The following is a 20,073-nucleotide window of genomic DNA, read 5'->3' as shown; positions in this document are numbered from 1 at the left end:
GTTCGCTCGGATCAATTGCGCCCCGCACAGCGATGACGAGGAGACCATGCGCGATGCGCTATGCTCTTCAACGTTCTTGCGGAGCAACCGATATATTCTTCCATTCAACCAATGCAGTGGACCAAGAGAAATGCCCATCCCAATCAATCAATGGCGCGTCAACGCTAAAAGTGACGTCATTTTTAGGCGTACGACAAATACACGCTGGCTTGTTGTAAACTAAGATTGACGAAAGTCTCCTGCATCTGAGCGCTCCTAACGCACAACCAAGGACGTCCGTGTAGTAGTTCGCAAGACGACGTTTCATTGGTTTGAAATGGTGATTCTGGCTTCAGATTGATCCAATTGTTCACTCTGCAATAATCCAGTGCAACTATTCAAATCATTGCAATAAATCAAAAATATTCCAGATGAGGCAGATGACGGAGAATTGGATAAAGGCATCGAAGCGAGAAGGAAATTAGCAAACCGCCTTTTCTTGCAGCCTAGAATATAACGACGCAGCCTTCCGCCGCGCTGATCCGCGCAGCATCCAGCACGGCGAGCGTCGCGATGCCCTCCTCAGCCGAGACTGGCAACGGCCCGCCGCTGATCACGGCTGCGGCAAACTGCTCGTAATAATCGTGGTAACGGCCCTGCTCGGAAGGCACGCGTTCCGTACCGTTTGCGGTACGCAGCGCTCCCCGGTGTTCCGCCTTTTCATACCCCCAGCCCTTCAGATCATCTGCGGGCCGGCGTCCGGCATATATCGCCTGCGCCTGCACATCGCTGCCCGTCGAGACAAAGCTGCCAAGCTCGCCATAGGCGCGGTATTCCTTGACCGCGAGCCTATTGAGCTTGCTTGACGAAAGGTGGGAACATGCGCCTGAAGCGTGGCGAAGATTGAGCACAAATCCGGCATCGGTCAGGCCTTCGGCATAATCGATGAAGTCAAGTTCCGCATAGACGGAAACCACAGGCCCAAGCAGCCAGAGAACCTGATCAACCATGTGGCTGCCGAGATCCCGCAGAAGGCCTCCTGCCGGGCCTTTCTCAAGGGTTCGCGGATCATCCTGATCCATGCGAGAATGCAGACGCCAAAGCCTGCCCAGCCGGCCGCTTTCGAGCACCTTTCTGAGCGTCAGAACATCAGTATCCCAGCGGCGGTTATGAAACACCCCCAGCGCGACGCCCTGCGCTCTGGCAGCGCGCGCAAGCTCGGCGCCGGCTTCAGCGCTTGGCGCGAAGGGCTTATCGGCAATGACATGGATACCTCCGGCAATCGCCTCGAGCACAAGTTCGCGCCGCGTGTGCGGCGGCGTCGTGATGGTGACGGCATCTACGCCGCTTCTCAGCATTTCGGCAAGACTTGCGTAAATCGGAATATCCGGCAGGTCGGACCGAACGGCAGCTATAGTCTCGGGCGCACGGGCAACGATGCCCGCTAGTTCGACACCCTTGGCAGCCTGAATGAAGGGTACATGAAAGTGCCGTCCACCGGTGCCGTAACCTACCACTCCGATACGCATCTATCTCTCCTGCGTGCAATGATCATCCGGACTGCACTCTGAACTTTCAAAATGAGATCTGTCGCGAATGGGCGCGCCCCGACATTTGCCGAGCGACGCGCCCAGATTGGTACAATGGTGGAGACAATCGTCTCGTATATCGCTCCGGCACAGGCCGCTTTCGCAGCATATGCCGGAGCAGAAATTCAGGTCCGCGTGCGCACGCCGCTTGAACGGTTGCTGGCAACGGTTGTCAACACGGCTGCGATGATGATGACAGCGCCAGTCGACGCCTGCACATAAAAGGATGGCACCTGCGCCAGCGTCAGCAGATTATTGATGACGCCGATCAGGAGCACGCCGCTCACGACGCCGACGATGGTGCCACGGCCGCCGCCCAGACTCACGCCGCCGATAACTGCCGCAGCAAAGGCCGAAAATATGATCCCCTGCCCTTGCGTCGTCACCGCCGAATCCAGTCGCCCGGTCATCAGGACGCCAGCCAGCCCCGCCAGAAGCGCGGCAAAGACAAAAGCAGACCAGATCACCCTGTCGACGTTGATACCGGCGGCGCGCGCCGCTTCTTCATTGCCGCCAACCGCGTACAATGCCCGTCCGTAGCGATGATATTTGAAGACCAATCCGACCAGAATCGCGATCACGACAAACACAAGCACCGAGACCGGGAGTCCCAGCAGCTTTTCAGAGCCGAGATAGGTCAGAGCCCTGCCGGGGGAGTAAATGGAACGGCCATTTGAAATGATCAGGACACCGCCGCGCAGCAGCACGAGCAGACCCAGAGTCGAGATGAAGGGATTAAGCCCCACCCTTACCACCATGAAGCCGTTGAAAAGCCCGATAAGTCCGGCCGTTCCCAGCGCGACAACCAGACCAGCCCAAGCGGGCAATTCAATACCAAGCCCGCCTGCTGCTGCAGGAACCAGGGTTATCGCCGCCAGCATCGGCGCGAAGCCGACGATACCTTCCAAAGAAAGGTCTAAACGGCCGATGAGCACGACGAATGTCAGCCCGATGGTGGTCAGCCCGAGGACACTGACCTGCTCGAGAATGTTGATAAGATTAGCCGACGTTGCAAAGCGCGGCGCAACGACGGCACCCACGATCACAAGTATGAGAAGCACGGGGTACATCGTGTACCCGTCAGCGACGAAGGCGCTTCCGAAGGCCGAAAATCGCGACTGACCGGAATTCCGCCTGTCCGGTTTGGAATTGCTCACCATTTCGATGCTCATATCACGCCCTCCATGCGCAAGATTAGATCTTTCATCGTGTATTCACCGACCAGTTCGTCGACTATCTGTCCCTCGAACACGATGACGACGCGATTGGCCAATTGTGCGATTTCATCCTCTTCGTCAGAAACAACGACAACGCCCAGACCCTTTCTGGCTAGGTCGCGCAGCAGCGCGTAGAGTTGTTCCTTGGCCCCCACATCGACGCCGCGGGTGGGACTGAGGGCAACGATAACCTCGGGGTCCCGGCAAAGTGCGCGCGCAAAAACCACCTTTTGCTGGTTGCCGCCGCTCAGTTGGCTGACAGCCTGCTCAAGAGACGACGCGATCACATTGGTCTCCCGTGCGAGCCGCCCGACCTGTTTGTTTTCCCGGCTTTTATTGATGAAGCCCAAAGTGCCGGACAACATGTCGAGACCGCCGATGGCCACATTCTCACGAACGCCGAGTATGCCGACATAACCGCTCGCATGCCGGTCGGTAGGGACAAGCCCGATCGTCGGGAGCGTTCCGCGCGGGCTGACAATTTCGCCTTTGGCCGGCTTCTCCTGTCCGGCGAGAATCATGGCCAGCGTCTCCTTGCCGCCGCCGACAGGACCGGCCAGAGCCACGATTTCGCCCGGGCGTATCTGAAAGTCGATATTCTTGTCCGAAAATTGATCAACCCGGATGCCGTTTGCCTGAAGCAGGACTGGCGCATCATAATCCGTATAGTCCACGCGCACGCTTCGGGCGGTCTTCTCGCCCATCATGAGATCGGCGATCGTCTCCACATCAAGACCGCTGACGGGCTCGCGCGCCTTGACGACCCGGCCGTCCCTGAGAATGGTCACGGTGTCCGCAACCTCAAAAACCTCATCGAGGTGGTGCGAAATGTAGATAAAGGAGACCCCGGCGGCTTTGAGCGTCCTCACCTGATCGAACAATATCCGCTTCTCAGCATTGCTGAGCGCCGCTGTCGGCTCATCGAGAATCATGACCGGGACGCCGCGGCTGAGCGCTTTCATAATCTCGAGCAACTGGCGCGCGCCCGCGCCGAGTTCGCCCGCCAGCGAGTCTGGCCGGATGTCCATGTTCCACTTGCGGAGCAAATCATCGGTGAGCGCCAACATGCGGGAATGGCTCACCATGCCGAATTTTGACCGGACGTTCGGGTTTTCCAGAAAAAGATTTTCCGCGACCGTGAGCAGGTTGAACAATTGCGGCGTCTGCTGGACATGCGCGATGACATTGCGGATGCTTGCCGCGTAACTGTGGCCGTTTGCCTCGACTTCGGTATCGGCAATCCGGATCGATCCGGTATCGGCTGGTGTAAACCCGCTCATTGTAGACACGAGCGTGCTTTTTCCTGCGCCGTTCCGGCCTAACAGGGCGTGGACCTCACCGTGCATGACGGTGAAATCCACGCCGAGCAGAGCGCGCGTAGAACCAAAGGTCTTGGCGATATTGCGCATCTCTACGATGGGCCGCGTGTTGTCCATGATCTTCGGTTCCACGTTTCGTCCCTTTCTATGGCTTATTTGCCGACCTTGTTCGCCCACAGGTCAGGCGAGTCGACATTGTCGGCGGTCACCAGCGTCGCGTTCAGCTGATACTGGGGTCCGACAGGAGTCTCGATGACCTGACCATCGTCGCGGGGTCCGATCTTTATCGTGCCACCTTTGGAGACCAGATCGATCAGCTCGGCAGTCTTGCTCGCATAGGCGCTGAGAGGCTGAGACACGGTTGCATCCAGAGCCTTTTCACGAATGAGCTGCAAACCCTGCGGCGTGCCGTCGATTGCAATGCGGATCACAGAATGGGCATCGCCTACCGGAGCGCCCTTGCCGGCAGCGGTCAGACGCGCGTTGACAGCAGACGCCATCAATTCGGATGCCATGAAGATGCCACTCAGCGACGGGTTCTGGGTGAGCACATTTTGCGTGGCATCCGCCGCCATATCCGCGGTCCATTCCGTTGGGCGCTGTATAAGCTTCACTTTGGGAGCCAGTTTGTGCAGAGTTTTGGCAAAGCCCTCGGAGCGGTCGAGCCCGTTTGGCGTGGTCAGAGCGCCCTGAAGCTCAAGAACAACACAGCTGTTATCAGACCAGCAGGCCTTGTCCTGAAGACGCTTGGCCATTTCCTTGGCACCCTGTGCGCCAGCGCCAACGTTGTCAGCGCGAACGGTCGCCGTCACCTTGCCGCCAGCCGGACTGTCATCAATCGAGAAGACAAGAACTTTGGCGTCATTGGCCTTCTTGACGACGGGCACGATGCCTGCGGCGTCGATCGGCGCGAAAACAATGACATTGGCGCCATTGGCCATCAGATTTTGCAACGCATCAACCTGAGCGGCAATATCGCCGTTCGGATCAGGCGCTCCAACCAGGGTGAAGCCCTTGGCGGCGAAAGCCTTTTTTGACAAATCCAGCATCAGCGTCTGGAAATCGTCCTTCAGGAATTTCGGGGTGAACCCGATCCTGATGTCCGGCTTCTTATCCTGCGCCATGCTGGTTCCTGCGGTCAATGCTACCAGCAGCGCGCTCGCCACAATCGCTTTTGCCGATTGCCGACGGGTCAGTAAATGCTTTGTCGATTTCATGCTTTCCTCCACTTGTATTTCTGGTCCGACCGCCTCCGAGAGAAGCACGACGCACCGCCTCTGCCCTTTGTGTTGCTCACAGAGGGAGTCTGAAGTTGCGATTTGAGACAAAGTCCGATTGCGATGTCGTCAGCCGCAAATACGGTCTCAGAGCCCGCATGGCGGGCGCTGAAAGACTATCCCGGGGTGGCCGCGGGTGGGATCTGCCGTCGCTGCGGCAGACCTGCAGATCTGGATGTCTGGATAACTCAGGCTTTGACTTCTGAAACCTGCACCAAACGGCGCTCGCGCATCGAGATATAGGCGGCTTCAGCAAGGATAAGGGCGCGGCGGCCATCCTCGAAGCTCGCCAGCGGCTTAGCGCCCTTTTCGACACAATCCACAAAGCCGTCGATCTCGGCCATGAACGCCTCGAGATAACGTTCAAGGAAAAAGAACTGATACGGTTCGCTGGCCTCGACCGTCTTGGCCGTATAGCGACGCAATTCGTGCGGCTTGCGATTGTCCGAGATCAGCATGCCACTGCTTCCCATCAATTCGACACGCTGATCATAGCCATAGACGGCTGTGCGCGAATTGTTGATATGGCACTGCTTGCCGGACGCCGTCCGCAGAATGAACATCGCACTGTCCACCTCGCGCAGCTCAGCCCCAAGAGCCGGATCAATAAGTGCACCGCCGACAGCAAAGACCTCGGTCGGCTCCTCGCCCAGCATGAAGCGGGCCAGATCGAAATCGTGAATCGTCATGTCGCGGAACAGGCCACCGGCAGCCTCAAGATAGGCACGCGGCGGAATGGCCGGATCGCGGGACGTGATAATGACCTGATGCAGATCGCCGATATCGCCGGCCAGCAGTGCAGCGCGCGCCGCGCTGTGGCCCGGATCGTAGCGCCGGTTGAAACCGAGCTGTATGGGAATGCTGGTATTGCCGATTTTGGCGGCACAGGCATTGACCCGCGCAAGGCTGAGGTCGATCGGCTTTTCGCACAGCACGGCTTTGCCCGCGGCGACAGCCATTTCGATATAGTCTGCGTGAGTTGGTGTCGCCGTTGCGATCAGGACAGCGTCGACCTTGTCAGAGGCAAATATTTCGGCGGCACTGGCCGCTGCGCTGACGCCAAGCGCCTGAGCGACCTTTTCAGCCGATGGGCGGTGCACATCGAAAACCGCAACCAGTTCGGCGCGCGGATGACGCGCGACGTTGGCAGCATGCATTTGTCCGATCCGGCCACATCCTAGAACAGCGATACGCAACATGTAATTCCTCCTTGTCATATCCAATGCATTTTGTGCATTATTTTTTGCTTCATTGATGCAAAACATGTTGCATAAACGCACGATTGTCAATAAAAATTCGAGATATTAAAAAACGCAATTTTTATTGCACAGAGAGGAGTCGTCTAATGAACAGAGTTGATGGCAAGATCGCCGTAGTAACCGGCGGAACGCAGGGTCTGGGTGCAGCCGTCGCCATGCAGCTGGCCGAATCGGGTGCGGCAGGGCTGGTGACATGCGGCCGCAACGCCGGAAAAGGCCAGGCCGTTGCACAGGCGATCCGCGCCAGGACCGGCTGTGACGTTCGCTTTGTTCAGGCCGACCTCGAAAAAGTTGCTGACTGCCGGACCGTGTTCGAAGCGCTGGACACAGCTTTCGGACGCGTCGACATTCTCGTCAATGCCGCCGGCCTGACCGATCGGGGCGATATTCTCACAACCGACGAAAGCCTGTTCGACCGCATGTTTGCCGTCAACGCCCGTGCACCCTTCTTTCTTATGCAGGAAGCCATCCGGCGGATGATCCGGGACAATATCGAAGGCGCGATTGTCAACATCGGCTCAACCTCGGCGCTCGCCGGGCAGCCCTTCATCTCGCCCTACTGCGCTTCAAAGGCCGCATTGGCGACCTTGACGCGCAACACGGCTTTTGCCGCCATGCGGAACCGGATCCGGGTCAACCAGCTCAACATCGGCTGGATGGCATCCGACGGCGAGGACCGCATTCAGCGCGAATACCACGGCGCCGATGAAAACTGGCTCGAAAAGGCCGCGGCCGATCAACCCTTCGGACGTCTTCTCGCACCGCAGGAAGTCGCCCGCGCCGTCGCATTCCTTGCCTCGGGCGATTCCGGCATGATGACAGGATCGGTGATCAATTTCGACCAATCGGTCTGGGGCGCCTATTCGTTCGCGCCGCCAACACCGGCGGCAAAACTGGCGCTTTGATAAGGCCGGAAATTCTTTGCCAGCACGCGAACAAAGCCAGAGCCTCTTCTCCCCGTATTCGGCAAGTTCCGGATGAAGGGAGAAGAGGCCGAATTGATCGGGGAAGAACCCGATTAAAAAATGGCGCAGTTGCAGCGGGTAAAGACCTGACTCTGCGTGATCCGGTTTACCGGTTGAACGCCTTGCCGCGCCATCCGGATGCATTCCACCGCCAGGGCGATCTCGCGCTCGAAATCATGCCCGATAGCTATGTCCATGATACCCCGCTCCAGCAACGAGCGCGAGTTCACATTGAGTTCATGACCGACAAACACGGTTGAATGGCTGAGCCCCTCGTCCTCCAGCGCCTTTCCCACACCAATGTTCGCCCCCGATACGTTGTAGATTGCCGCCGGCGGGCCGCTTTTCCCGATATATCGGCGCACCGCCTCGTAGATCACGTCGACGCTCTCGTTGGAACTGACTTTTTCGTCAATGACCAGAGACGGGAATTCCGACCGCAGAACATGCCGGAATCCCTGTTCGCGGTCCTGATGACACCGAAATGGAACACTGTAAACGAAAAGCACCCTTCCCGCCGCTCCGCTCGGCAGCAGCCGGCCGCACAGCCAACCCGCCGTCGCGCCGGAAACATATTGGTCCGAGCCGACATAGGCCGTTCGTCCCGACGACGGCAGGTCTGTCGTCAGGCAGATCACCGGGATGCCCCTGCCGGTCACATTACGGACCGCATCGTTGATCTCCGGGTGCTCTCTTGCGACCAGAATAATGCCGTCCGACGCTGCTGCCGCGGCTTCGATTCGCCGCGCAAAATCAGCGGTATCGACCGTGTAGGAAACATGCAGTTCGGCCACAATTTCCACGGACGGATTTTGGACGCAAAAATGTCGTGCTGCGGCTGCCGCCGCCTCATTGAACGAGCGCCCCGAATCGACCACGAGATGAAGACGCAGAGGCTTCGAAATCTCCGGCAAGGAGAGATTTCCTGTGTCCATAAGCCTCGCTTCTTCGATTGACGCCGACAGATGCTGTTGAAGTACGGCCTGAAAATCGCGATAGCCTGAAAAACCAAGCCCCTGTACAAAACGGACGACACTCGAGGCATTGACCCCGCAGCGCTGCGCCACTTCGGCGCTCGACAGCAGCGCAGTTACGCCGAGATTTGCAGCGAAGAAAGCTGCAAGCCGCCGTCCGCCCTTTCCCAGATAATCCTGAGCAGCATCCAGTACCGCGAGCAGTTCGCTGGCCGTCTGCGGTTTTGATCTGGGCTGGTGCATGGTTGAGTCCTTTTACAGGATCATATTAATTTTGTGCAAATACGCAATATTTATTGCATAAACGCATAAACAATCTGTGCGATCAAACAGGCAAAACACAGCCAGCCGCCAAAGAAGAACTATTTGATCCGTGATGGAAATCTAAAAATCCGGTGTTACGAAAGAGCAATGCGAGTTCCAAGGCGCTTGCCTGTCTCCGACAAGATTCATTATTCCGAGGCAATAATCCGAAATGATTATGGCCCGAGACTATCAACTTTCGCCTCAGTTCGACCGATTTGTTTGCTCCGCACTGACCAATTATAAGTTGTCAGATCACTGAAATTTATCAAATTATTCCAGATCAAGCGGGTCACCATGAAACAGAAAATGGGTTAATCCGATAAGGATATTGTCAACCTGCATCTCGGGGCCAGCGCCGCGATGAACTGAGAGCCTCACCGCCTTTTCTGCCAATGTGGTGCTGCTTACTGTTATCATGATTATTGAGGCATCTATTTCCCCGTTCGGAACGAGAATTATCCCTGTTATGATTCAATCGAATTTTAGCGACATCCGCGACTAACGCGCTGAGTTCTACGCAATATATCAGTACAAATCTGCGCTTTTGAACCCTCAAAAATCCAAAAATTCCCTGTATTTTCCCTGCAAATCAGGGAATTTGTGCAGAGACCGGTTCGCACCATACTGCGTCCACCGCCAATTAACTATTGATTTAAAAAGTTTTAATCTTTCGGGATCAACAGAAAACTGCTCAAATCCATCCTGAAATTCCGGTCGGCCTCAGCAGCACCACGGCAAAATCAATCGTGCTCGCAATTCAGACACCATGTGCACTCACATTGGCAAATCAAGACAAAGAATAGTGCGCATCATGGGCAAACGGCCTAATGGCAATTATTGGCGCCATAATTGTTGCCTTGCCCGTTATCATGATGATAGCTGCCGCCCGACAGCGCACAATATACCGCCTGCCACTTGACGCCGACCCAGTCCCCTACAAGCAGAATTGTTCCGATGACGCCTACCAGCATAACCGATAACAATACCGTATATTCAACCAGAGTTGCGCCGGTCTCATCCCTGAAAAATCGATCCATCTGCTCAGTCAGTCGCCGCATGAATAAGTCCGGATCACGTTGTTACAAATTATATGCGGATGCAGCCGCGATACATTTTAGTCTCAAAATTGCTCAAATATGAAATGTGGTAACTCTGCCAAATCAGCATAATGCAGTTCCGGGCGGAGAACGAACACTATTTTTGCACCTCCCGTAACACGGTCAAACGGCCCGGCGAGCCTTGCGCCGCCCGTGGGCTGACAGTGCGGATCGCCCGGCGAAGCTGATGGCCGCAAATAATAAAGAATCGGCCCGCCGGCTTGTATAAGATACAAACAAAACATATGTTTTATTCAGATGCTTTCCTTTTCCACGCCGCCGGATCAAGTTGCTGGAGTTACGAATGAAACTCACGAGTTTTTCCGATTATGCCCTGCGTCTGCTGATGTATACAGCCTCGCAAAACGAGCATCTGATCACGATAGAGGAAGTGGCGCAGGTGTATGGAATTTCGCGGGCGCATCTCATGAAAATCGCCAATCTTCTGACCCGCGCCGGATATCTCAAGGCGGTGCGCGGGCGCTCGGGCGGGTTGATTCTGGGCAAAGATCCGGGCGAGATAAGGCTTGGAGACGTGATACGGGCGACCGAACCGGATTTTGCTCTGGTTGAATGCTTTTCGACACATAATCAATGCATCATCACGCAAAGGTGCCGGCTGCAGGGCATTCTGCATGAAGCGTTGAATGCGTTCAGCAACGTTCTTGACCGTCACACACTGGCCGACCTGATGCTGCGTCCGAAAGATTTCGGCCTCATTCCGGCAAAACCCATGGCGGCCAAGGCTTAGGCACTAATCGGAAGCGTCGGGTCGGTCTGTTGCATCGAGCAGGACCCTTACCGCAGCACCATCGATATCATCATACTGGCCCGCGTCGAGCGACCATAGAAAGGCCGTCAAGGCCGCAACGCCGAGTGCAAGGCCGATGGCAATCAGAAACACCACGCTGCTCATGACTGACGTCCCATTGCAGCATAGGCGTGCCAGGTCGCATGGCCCAGCAGCGGAAAGATGACAATCATGCCAACAAGGCCAGATGCGAGCGACAGCAGTGTCAGACCGAGAACCAGCGCAGCAAAGACCAGCATAACCGGCAGGTTATTCCAGACCAGAGACATGCTTGTTCCCATGGCTGTCAGCGCATCGACAGGCTGATCGAGCAGCATAGGTATGGAAAACACGCTGATGGCGAAGGCGAAAGCCGCAAAAAGGCCGCCGACCAGCGTTCCCACGATCAGCATCCAGGCGCCGGTGGGCGTCGTGAGCAGCATGGGCAGGATGTGATTAAGCCCGGGAAAGCCGCGCAGACCGAAGAACAGCGCATAGATCAGCACGGCCGCGCGCAGCCACAGAATGCTGAGCAATGACAGCAAAACACCAACGAACAGCATCTGGCCGCCCGATTCCGGCCTGACAAGGACCATGCGGGCAAGGTCGATTTTCTGACCCAGAGCGAGACGCCGGCTCTTGTCATAGAGGCCTATGGCCAGCATGGGGCCAACTACGAAGAATCCGGCCAAGACAGGAAACAGGATATAGTCGAGCCCGAAACGGAACAGGCCGATTATGATGACGGACGAAACAAGGGTTATCAGGCAACCATAGGCCAGACTCGGGCCGGGCCGCGTAATGAGATCCTTCCATCCCGCGCCGAGCCAGCCGACAGCTGCAGTGGCAGGCAGGTGGCGCGCATATTTGGGCTCGCGCGGAAGTGGCGGGACAGTGGCCGGGATCCTGATCATCTTATCTCCCTCGGGCTTCAAGAGGCGACGGCGTGCAGCCGGATTGCGCCGCGGCATAGGGCAGCTTTTGGTTGGTCTCACCGGGGAGCGCATGCGCCACGCAAGCGGGCTGCGATTTCAGCGCCACATATATCAGATGTGCATTGGCTGCGCCCAAAAGCAGGACACCTGCAGCGACACCTGTCAGCGTGAGGATACGAATCCGGTTCACGGGCCTTTTGTCCTCAGATCGACGAGATAAGCGACAAGAATCTTGATCTGCGCCGGGGTGAGTCGCTCTTCCCATGTCGGCATATGGCCCTGCCTGCCGTAGAACACCGTCTTGAACAGCGTTTCCGCGTCGCCGCCATAAAGCCATGCGCCATCGGTGAGGTTACGCGACCCCATCTCGGGATTACCCTTCGCGTCCTCACCATGACAGGCCGCGCAATTCGCTATGAAAACGTCATGGCCAGCTGCCAACTCTGCCGCCGGAACGGTCTTTGCCACTGCCGGATCGGTCAGACTGCGGACATAATCCACGACTTTTTCGATATCGGCGCGCTTCAGCAAGCCATCCTGACCGAAGGCAGGCATTTGCGAGGAGCGGCTTTCCTTATGGGCCGAATTTATGCCAACACGGATGGTCTGCGCCATAATATCGGGCGTACCGCCCCATATGAACGTCGGCCCCGTGAGATTGGGAAAGCCCTTGCCGCCCTTGGCATTCTGGCCGTGGCAGGCTGCGCAATTGGTCGCAAACAATGTCCGGCCGGTTTCCCGCACATCCTGCATCAGTTGCGGGCTGGAAAGGATCTGATCGAAATTGTCGGCCTTGATGCGGTCGATCCAGACAGCACGAATCTTCGCATTGCCTTCAAGGGCTTCGGCCACGGATCTGTGCTGGTCGAATCCGAGCACGCCTCTTGTATAGTTCAGCCCGGTCGGCCAGGCCGGCAGCAGGATCCACAGCGTAACGGCAACGATAAACGCCAGTGCCAGAAAGAAATAGACCGGCTTTGGAACCGGTGTGTTCAGTTCCTTGATGCCGTTCCATTCATGGCCGGTCGTCATATGGCCGGTGTGCGGGTCGCGTTCGCCTACGGACATGGCTTGTCTTCTTCCTCGAAAATGGCCTTGGCGGCATGGTCGAAGCCTTTCCGGTTGGCAGGCCAATAGGCATAGATGCACACAGCCAGAGAAAGCCCGATCAGGTAAAAAAGGCCATATGACTTGGCTATGGCTACGAGGGTATCGTACTGCGTCATGGCTCAGTCCTCTTTCAGCGCTTTGGCGGTATCGTCCTGCGGCAGCGGGGTCAGTTGGCCGATCACCTGCAGATACGCCACCAAAGCGTCCATCTCGGTCAGATCGCCGGCCTTTCCGGCAAAGGTGCGAATATGCGTCGCCTCGCCATAGCGTTTGACCAGGGCTTCGGCCTGGGGGCTGCCGGGATTGGCCTGCCCATAGGCATCTTGTGCCGCATTGGCAATCTCATCGTCGGTATAGGGTACGCCAACCCGGCGCAGAGTGGCCAGATGCTGGCCGAGATCGCTTGTTTTCAGTGAAGTGTTCTTGAGCCAGCTATAGGCAGGCATGATGGATTGAGGCACGACGTCGCGCGGGTTGTTGAGGTGCTTCACCTGCCATTCATCGGAATATTTGCCGCCGATACGGGCAAGGTCCGGTCCGATCCGCTTCGAGCCCCACAACATCGGATGATCATATTTCGATTCAACCGCCAGCGAATAATGGCCGTAGCGCTCCACTTCATCGGAAAGGGTGCGGATCATCTGCGAATGACACAAATAGCAGCCTTCGCGGATGTAGATATTGCGGCCCGCCACCTCCAGAGGCGTATAAAGCCGCATGTCCGGCGCGGCTTCAACCGTCTCCGAAATGGTAAACAGAGGTGCGATTTCGACAAAGCCGCCCACGGATGCCACGGCAATGATCCCCAGAACCAAAGCCATCGAGCGGCGTTCCAGCCTGTAATGCAATCCGAACATGTCCTCACTCCCCCGCCTGAAGCTGCGGGAGGCCAAGCGGCCTGTCCGGCATGGCTGCCGGGGCGGCGTCCGCATGTGTACGGGCAGTCATCCAGATGTTATAGGCGCCGATAATCGCACCGCTCAGGAACAAAAGGCCGCCAAATGCGCGCGCAACGTAATAGGGTTTGCTGGCGACAACACTGTCGAGGAAGGAATAGGCCAGCGTACCGCTGTCATTATAGGTGCGCCACATCAGGCCCTGCATGATGCCTGCATTCCACATGGCCATGACATAGACAACCGTCCCCGCGAGCGCCAGCCAGAAGTGCCATTCGACAAGCGCCGGGGAATACATCTGCGGACGCTTCCAGAGCCAGGGCGTCAGTGCATAAAAGGAACCGAACGTAACCATGGCCACCCAGCCCATCGCGCCGGCATGGACATGCCCGATGGTCCAGTCCGTATAATGCGACAGCGCATTCACCGGACGTATGGCCATGAACGAGCCTTCGAAGGTTGAAATGCCGTAAAATACGGCGGCCACCATGATGAAGCGCAGCGTCGCGTCATCGCGCACTTTGTGCCAGGCTCCGTTGAGCGTCATGAGCGCATTGGTGGCCGAAGCCCAGGACGGCACCAGCAGCATCACCGAGAAGGACATGCCGAGCGTCTGCACCCAGATGGGCAGAGCGGTATAATGCAGATGGTGCGAACCGGCCCACATGTAAAAGAAAGTAATGCCCCAGAAGCTGATGATCGACAGGCGGTAGGAATAAATCGGACGCCCGGCGCGCTTGGGCAGAAAATAATACATCATGCCGAGAAAGCCCGAAGTCAGGAAAAAGGCGACGGCATTGTGGCCGTACCACCATTCCACCATTGCATCCTGCACACCGGCGTAAATGCCATAACTCTTGGCATGACCGAGCGAGACGGGAATACTCAGGCCGTTGACGATGTGAAGAATGGCCACCACAAGGATGAAGGCCATGTAATACCAGTTGGACACGTAGATATGCGGCTCGTTTCGGCGCGCCAGAGTGCGCAAATAGATGCTGAAATAGACAACCCAAACGACAACCAGCCATATATTGGCATACCATTCCGGCTCGGCATATTCCTTCGAGCGGGTAATTCCGAGCATATAGCCGGTGACCGCCAGCAGGCAGAAGAGATTGTATCCGGTCAGCACAAACCAAGGGCTCAGCTGGTCTGGCAGGCGCGCCCGTGTCGTGCGCTGCAACACATGGAGGGACGTTGCGATAAGCGCATTGCCGCCAAAACCGAAGATGACAGCAGTCGTGTGGATCGGGCGGATGCGCCCCCAGCTCAGCCAGGAAATGTCCCGGGTGAGGTCAGGGAAAACCAGCATCCAGGCAACCAGAACACCAACGCCAAGACCAAATACCACCCAAACCATCGCCAGCATGATGCCCGCGCGGGACGGATCGTCGAAATATTCGCCTTTATCGGCAGGATCAGGTTCGGGCGAATAATAGGCCCGGCCAATCAGGACGACCATGGCAATGCCAAAAAGCAGGATCAGTGCGCCGTGAACGCCGATCGGGTCATCACGACCGGCAATCGAAAACATGAGGCCAACGAGCGCGACGCCGATGCTGATGGCTATGGCGAATTGCCGTTCGAAAACGGTCAGATTTGAGATCATGTCCAGGCTTTCATAAAGATATATCTTTTATGTATATTATTTGCCGCCAGTCAACAATCCGGCAATTTTGATGGCGGATATTTTGCCGCAGGCACACAGTGTCAGGATAAGCGTCGAGACTGATGATCGCGTATGAAACAACATCGCGACCTCATGGCCGCAACCAAAATCAAGCGCAGCCTGCGCTTGTTCCACGTCCTCAAACCGGAGCAATCAGCGTTTGTGTTTCAGATTTTCTACGCGCGGGCCGACACTGAAGTCACGTTCGCTGAAATGCGCTTAACGCATTTCCCAGAATAGTCGATTGTCGAAATGTTTCGCTATCTGGGCATTTGCGATTCTGATCGCGGTGGCTTCAATCGGGGTAAGCGCGGCCTTCGGTTCTAGCGCGCCGGCCATATTGAGCGAATCGTTATGGTAATGCAGGATTGAAATCGGTTGTGTCGGGTCGAAATATTTGTGTTCGCCGGTAAAATGAACATAGTAGTTGATGTTCGAAAGTGCCAGATCGAGAGGCAAGCCGGTCTCGTGAATCGCCAAGCAGAAACTTACTTGATCTACGTGGTTCTCTTTACCTGAGTGGCGCAATAATTCGATATTGTCGAGAAGCCAGAGAGCCCACCGCCTCCAAGCGGTAAACAAAATCTCTGCATATTTTCTGGGAACGCTGTACATGCCGCCATTGCAATTTCCATGGTAGGTCTTGGCTTGATCAGCATCAACCATGCAAGTTGTCGGCATCGTCGTGAAACCGGCAGCAATAGCAATTTGATTGAGCACTTCGAGCGACGGATTGGCGAAATCAACAATTTTTGCGCTGATAACTTCTGTTGACATTTGCCCCCGGCAATCAGCGACGAGGATCATATCTGTATCCAGAAAAACGAAGTGTTCGGCGTCAGCTTGGCGCACGTTGCTCCATTGAGCAAGCTTATTGCAGTATTTCCCGTCGCCGAACCTTTCTAACTTCGACACATTGCATCCCATTGATTTAAAAATGTCGATGGTCCGCGTACCCACTTCCGGCGTGAATTGAACATAGATATTTTGCGGCGCGGTGCCGCATTGTTCAATGATCGAGTGAGCGAGGTGCCATCCCTGATAGGCAAATCTTGGATCAGCATCGACAATAAACGAAAACGCAATCTTCCGCATATGGTTCACTGGGAATCCTTGCTGCTAAATGGCAAAATTTATATCTTAAGATAAACCACCTCAGAATTGCCCGAGACTGTTTGACTCAAATTAAGTTGCCATGGCTGGTTCGTTCAGCATGGCGTATCAGCATTCCTCAGTTGCAGCTGGCAGTATGTTGCCGCAATCATACTTCATGTAAGTGCCGTCGGTCGATGGCCCAAGCCCCTTCAATAGAATGAAACGGCTGATAATGAATTGGCAGAACAAGCCGAGACTGCCAGAACCCACAGGCCAGCTTCCATCAGATGATGCCGGGGAACTTTATCACGCAATGCTGGACGAACCGGAAATAGCAGCCTAATTTAAACCGCACAGCTTCCGGAAATGCCAGTACGGTTCATACCGGTGATGGATTGCAGAGCCGGACGTGAGCCTCAGGGAGACAAACCATGTGCCAGATTTATGCGAGACAGTCTCCGGAGAGCTATGCATTCGAAACCCGGTCGATACGTTTGAACGGCCAGAGCACGAGTATTCGGCTCGAAAAGATTTTCTGGCTCGTTCTTGAGGGCATTTCCCAGCAGGAAGGCATATCTCTCCCGCGCTTCATATCGACTTTGCATAATGAAGTGCTGCTGCTTCGCGGAGAGGCGCCGAATTTTGCCTCTCATTTGCGTTGCATCTGCCTTGTCGCCATTGAAAACAAGGCGCTGGAGCAGGTTTGGCCATCTGCGCTGGGGCCCACTACAAAAGTAGCAGGAAACATAGGCGGAGTAGTATCCCAATAACACCCGGCTCCGGGTTTCCCAACTATCCTCATTGCATCGGAGATAGTAAGGGAAGGGCCGAAATGGCTAAAGCAATTCACGCGATGATCCGCGTCCTCGACGAGGCGCGCTCTGTCGAATTTTATGCAAAGGCTTTTGATCTGCACATTGCCGACCGGCTGGATTTTGAGACATTCACTCTCATCTATCTGCGCAATGCAGAGGCGGATTTTGAAATCGAACTGACCGTCAACAAGGGTCAGGCCACGCCTTATGATCTGGGCAACGGCTACGGCCATATTGCCTTTGTCGTCGATGATCTCGAAGCCGAACATCGCCGCTTTGAGTCCCTTGGCTATGCGCCGCGCAAGATTGTCGATTTCAACCGCGACGGCGCTCTGCTCGCGCGGTTCTTTTTCGTTGAAGATCCGGACGGTTACAAGATCGAAGTTTTACAACGGCACGGCCGGTATCAATAGCCTTGGCTGGCGGCGGCGCATCCGCGCCGCGAACGATTTTCAACACAAGTTGAAAACGACAATAAAAACAAACGGAGGAAACATTGATGAGCGACCATAACCACGATCATCCCCATCACCACGGCCATAAAAGGCCGCCGATGAGCCGCCGCACATTTTTGCGGCGCTCATCCGAAGTGGCCTTTGCCACGGCTGTCACCATCACCTCGGCTGGCGCTTTGCTTAACAGCTCCGAAGCCTGGGCGCTCGAGGTCAAGGGCCTGAAGCCCGAGACAATGAAAACCCTGATTTTGCTGGCGCGCGACATCTATCCGCACGACAAAATTGCCGACCGCTTTTATGCCATCGCGGTGAAGGGCTTCGACACGAAGGCCGAGTCCGACCCCGCCTTCAAGGCCATGATTGAATCCGGCATTGACGGGCTCAACGTCGCGGCAGGCGCGTCGGGCTATACGGGCGTTGGCTGGGAGGCCGATCGCGTCGCCCTGCTCCGCTCGATCAGCTCCACGCCGATGTTTGAGGCCGTACGCTCGACACTCGTTGTTTCTCTCTACAACCAGCAGGAAATCTGGCCGATCTTTGGCTATGAGGGCGAGTCCTATTCCAAGGGCGGCTATATTCACCGCGGCTTCAACGACATTGACTGGCTCTGAGCCTGACCGGATCTGACGCAAACGTCTCCGGCATGAAAAGACAAAAATTCGGGAGTTGAAACAATGGCAGCTAAATTTGACATGAACGACGACAGTGTGGTCGTCATTATCGGTTCGGGCGCAGGTGGCGGCACTCTGGGCAACGAGCTTGCGCAAAAAGGCATCAACGTCGTTATTCTGGAAGCCGGCCAGCGGCACGAATATGAAGATTTCATCAACGATGAATGGGCCAGTTTCGCACAGCTGGCATGGACGGATGCCCGCACCACCTCCGGCAGCTGGCGCGTTCACAAGAATTTCCCCAATCTGCCGGCATGGATTGTCAAGGCGGTCGGCGGCTCGACAACCCATTGGGCCGGCGCTTCGCTGCGCTTTCAGGAGCATGAATTCAGGACCCGAACCACCTATGGCCACGTGCCCGGCGCCAATCTGCTCGACTGGCCGATCACTCTGGCCGAAATGGAACCCTTCTATGCGCGCGCGGAAGAAAAAATGGGCGTCACGCGCACCGGCGGGCGGCCGGGCCTTCCGGGCAACAACAATTTCAAAGTCCTCAAGGCAGGCGCGGACAAGCTCGGCTACAAGGAGTGCCATACCGGCAATATGGCCATCAATTCGGTCGAACGGGACAACCGCAACTCCTGCCAGCAGACCGGCTTCTGCTTTCAGGGCTGCAAATGGGGCGCGAAATGGTCAACCCTCTACACCGAAATTCCAAAGGGCGAAGCCACGGGCAAGATGGAGGTGCGTCCGCAAAGCCATGTATTGCGCATCGAACATAATGCTGCCGGCAAGGTGACCGGCGTCATCTATGCGGACAAGGACGGCAAGGAGCAGAAACAAAAGGCCCGCATGGTTGCCGTGGCGGGAAATTCCATCGAAAGCCCGCGCATTCTGCTCAATTCCGCCTCGTCCAAATATCCGGACGGTCTGGCCAATTCTTCCGGTCAGGTTGGCCGCAATTACATGCGCCACATGACCGGCTCGGTCTATGGCGTGTTTGAAAAGCCAGTGCACATGTACCGCGGCACGACCATGGCCGGCATTATCCGCGATGAAGCGCGGCACGATCCGAGCCGCGGCTTTGTTGGCGGCTATGAGATGGAAACTCTGTCGCTTGGCATTCCGTTCATGGCGGCCTTCCTCGATCCGGGTGCATGGGGCCGTGAATTCACCAGCGCCCTCGACGGCTATTCCAACATGGCCGGCATGTGGCTTGTGGGCGAGGACATGCCGCAGGAAACCAACCGCATCACGCTCAGTTCGGTTAAGGATAAATATGGCATGCCGGTTGCCGACGTGCATTTTGATGATCACGCCAACGACATCGCCATGCGCAATTATGCCTATGCGCAGGGCGTCAAGCTCTATGAGGCTGTCGGGGCCGTTCGCGCCTTCCCAACCCCGCCCTATCCCTCGACCCACAATCTGGGCACCAACCGGATGAGCGCCAATGCACGCGATGGCGTCGTCAACAAATGGGGCCAGACGCATGACATCAAAAATCTGTTCGTTTCTGACGGCAGCCAGTTCACCTCCGGCGGTGCGGAAAATCCAACACTGACCATCGTTTCGCTGGCCATTCGTCAGGCTGAATATATCGCCGAGCAGATGAAATCCGGCGCGATCTGATCTACGGAGCGAGCAGGCGTGCGGCCTGCTCGCTCAAAATTTTAACCATGTGAAATCCCGAAATCCGTTCGCGGCCGGAA

21 protein-coding genes are annotated in these 20,073 nt (G+C 56.2%); 7 read left to right on the top strand and 14 right to left on the bottom strand.

Going from position 1 to position 20,073, the window contains the following annotated elements:
• Window positions 1-485: 485 nt before the first annotated feature.
• From AC0N03_RS13525 to iolG, 5 genes are all read right to left on the bottom strand, one after another.
• Window positions 486-1,508 (bottom strand): Gfo/Idh/MocA family protein, encoded by a 1,023-nt coding sequence (locus tag AC0N03_RS13525; RefSeq protein WP_474289339.1) that lies wholly within the window; start codon window positions 1,506-1,508, stop codon window positions 486-488.
• Window positions 1,509-1,693: 185 nt separating this feature from the next.
• Window positions 1,694-2,740: an ABC transporter permease gene (locus AC0N03_RS13520; RefSeq protein WP_474289338.1), complete on the bottom strand. Its 1,047-nt coding sequence runs from the start codon at window positions 2,738-2,740 to the stop codon at window positions 1,694-1,696.
• A complete protein-coding gene (locus AC0N03_RS13515) occupies window positions 2,737-4,236 on the bottom strand; it encodes a sugar ABC transporter ATP-binding protein (RefSeq protein ID WP_474289337.1) in 1,500 nt (499 codons plus the stop codon). Before AC0N03_RS13515 ends, AC0N03_RS13520 begins: the two co-directional genes overlap by 4 nt.
• Before the next feature lie 20 nt (window positions 4,237-4,256).
• Window positions 4,257-5,321: a sugar ABC transporter substrate-binding protein gene (locus AC0N03_RS13510; protein ID WP_474289336.1), complete on the bottom strand. Its 1,065-nt coding sequence runs from the start codon at window positions 5,319-5,321 to the stop codon at window positions 4,257-4,259.
• Between the two features lie 248 nt (window positions 5,322-5,569).
• Entirely contained in the window at window positions 5,570-6,580 is a 1,011-nt protein-coding gene (iolG, locus tag AC0N03_RS13505; RefSeq protein WP_474289335.1) for an inositol 2-dehydrogenase, read from the bottom strand.
• A 146-nt stretch (window positions 6,581-6,726) separates the two neighbouring features.
• Between iolG and AC0N03_RS13500 the strand changes: the two genes are divergently transcribed.
• Window positions 6,727-7,545: an SDR family oxidoreductase gene (locus AC0N03_RS13500; RefSeq protein WP_474289334.1), complete on the top strand. Its 819-nt coding sequence runs from the start codon at window positions 6,727-6,729 to the stop codon at window positions 7,543-7,545.
• 113 nt (window positions 7,546-7,658) lie between these two features.
• On the opposite strand, the gene AC0N03_RS13495 is transcribed toward AC0N03_RS13500, so the two are convergent.
• Window positions 7,659-8,822 carry a substrate-binding domain-containing protein gene (locus tag AC0N03_RS13495; RefSeq protein ID WP_474289333.1) on the bottom strand — a complete coding sequence of 388 codons (1,164 nt, stop codon included), beginning with the start codon at window positions 8,820-8,822 and terminating at the stop codon, window positions 7,659-7,661.
• 887 nt (window positions 8,823-9,709) lie between these two features.
• On the bottom strand, window positions 9,710-9,943 hold the full coding sequence (locus tag AC0N03_RS13490; RefSeq protein ID WP_474289332.1) for a Flp family type IVb pilin: 234 nt from the start codon (window positions 9,941-9,943) through the stop codon (window positions 9,710-9,712).
• 343 nt (window positions 9,944-10,286) lie between these two features.
• Here AC0N03_RS13490 and AC0N03_RS13485 point away from each other — a divergent pair, with 343 nt between their 5' ends.
• A complete protein-coding gene (locus AC0N03_RS13485) occupies window positions 10,287-10,733 on the top strand; it encodes an Rrf2 family transcriptional regulator (protein ID WP_474289331.1) in 447 nt (148 codons plus the stop codon).
• Window positions 10,734-10,736: 3 nt separating this feature from the next.
• Here AC0N03_RS13485 and ccoS read toward each other — a convergent pair whose 3' ends face one another.
• From ccoS to ccoN, 6 genes are all read right to left on the bottom strand, one after another.
• A complete protein-coding gene (gene ccoS, locus AC0N03_RS13480; protein WP_474289330.1) occupies window positions 10,737-10,898 on the bottom strand; it encodes a cbb3-type cytochrome oxidase assembly protein CcoS in 162 nt (53 codons plus the stop codon).
• Window positions 10,895-11,686 carry a DUF2189 domain-containing protein gene (locus AC0N03_RS13475; RefSeq protein ID WP_474289329.1) on the bottom strand — a complete coding sequence of 264 codons (792 nt, stop codon included), beginning with the start codon at window positions 11,684-11,686 and terminating at the stop codon, window positions 10,895-10,897. The genes ccoS and AC0N03_RS13475 overlap by 4 nt, the downstream gene beginning before the upstream one ends.
• A 207-nt stretch (window positions 11,687-11,893) precedes the next feature.
• Entirely contained in the window at window positions 11,894-12,775 is an 882-nt protein-coding gene (gene ccoP, locus AC0N03_RS13470; protein WP_474289328.1) for a cytochrome-c oxidase, cbb3-type subunit III, read from the bottom strand.
• Entirely contained in the window at window positions 12,766-12,933 is a 168-nt protein-coding gene (locus AC0N03_RS13465) for a cbb3-type cytochrome c oxidase subunit 3 (RefSeq protein WP_474289327.1), read from the bottom strand. The genes ccoP and AC0N03_RS13465 overlap by 10 nt, the downstream gene beginning before the upstream one ends.
• Before the next feature lie 3 nt (window positions 12,934-12,936).
• Window positions 12,937-13,674 carry a cytochrome-c oxidase, cbb3-type subunit II gene (gene ccoO / locus AC0N03_RS13460; protein WP_474289326.1) on the bottom strand — a complete coding sequence of 246 codons (738 nt, stop codon included), beginning with the start codon at window positions 13,672-13,674 and terminating at the stop codon, window positions 12,937-12,939.
• A 4-nt stretch (window positions 13,675-13,678) separates the two neighbouring features.
• Window positions 13,679-15,325, bottom strand: coding sequence for a cytochrome-c oxidase, cbb3-type subunit I (gene ccoN / locus AC0N03_RS13455; RefSeq protein ID WP_474289325.1), 1,647 nt, complete (start codon window positions 15,323-15,325; stop codon window positions 13,679-13,681).
• Between the two features lie 132 nt (window positions 15,326-15,457).
• Between ccoN and AC0N03_RS13450 the strand changes: the two genes are divergently transcribed.
• Window positions 15,458-15,625 (top strand): hypothetical protein, encoded by a 168-nt coding sequence (locus AC0N03_RS13450; protein ID WP_474289324.1) that lies wholly within the window; start codon window positions 15,458-15,460, stop codon window positions 15,623-15,625.
• On the opposite strand, the gene AC0N03_RS13445 is transcribed toward AC0N03_RS13450, so the two are convergent.
• The gene (locus AC0N03_RS13445; protein WP_474289323.1) at window positions 15,605-16,489 is read right to left on the bottom strand and encodes a hypothetical protein; all 885 of its coding nucleotides are present in this window, start codon (window positions 16,487-16,489) and stop codon (window positions 15,605-15,607) included. The two genes, AC0N03_RS13450 and AC0N03_RS13445, sit on opposite strands and share 21 nt — an antisense overlap.
• A 422-nt stretch (window positions 16,490-16,911) precedes the next feature.
• Between AC0N03_RS13445 and AC0N03_RS13440 the strand changes: the two genes are divergently transcribed.
• The 4 genes from AC0N03_RS13440 (at window position 16,912) to AC0N03_RS13425 (ending at window position 19,993) form a co-directional block, all read left to right on the top strand.
• Window positions 16,912-17,250: a ribbon-helix-helix domain-containing protein gene (locus AC0N03_RS13440; protein ID WP_474289322.1), complete on the top strand. Its 339-nt coding sequence runs from the start codon at window positions 16,912-16,914 to the stop codon at window positions 17,248-17,250.
• A gap of 62 nt (window positions 17,251-17,312) precedes the next feature.
• Window positions 17,313-17,708 (top strand): VOC family protein, encoded by a 396-nt coding sequence (locus AC0N03_RS13435; protein ID WP_474289321.1) that lies wholly within the window; start codon window positions 17,313-17,315, stop codon window positions 17,706-17,708.
• 86 nt (window positions 17,709-17,794) lie between these two features.
• On the top strand, window positions 17,795-18,361 hold the full coding sequence (locus AC0N03_RS13430) for a gluconate 2-dehydrogenase subunit 3 family protein (protein WP_474289320.1): 567 nt from the start codon (window positions 17,795-17,797) through the stop codon (window positions 18,359-18,361).
• Window positions 18,362-18,424: 63 nt separating this feature from the next.
• Entirely contained in the window at window positions 18,425-19,993 is a 1,569-nt protein-coding gene (locus tag AC0N03_RS13425; protein ID WP_474289319.1) for a GMC family oxidoreductase, read from the top strand.
• Window positions 19,994-20,073: the final 80 nt, after the last annotated feature.

Source organism: Methylocystis sp. sgz306128, from assembly GCF_056032725.1.
This window is presented reverse-complemented; position numbering and strand designations above follow the sequence as displayed.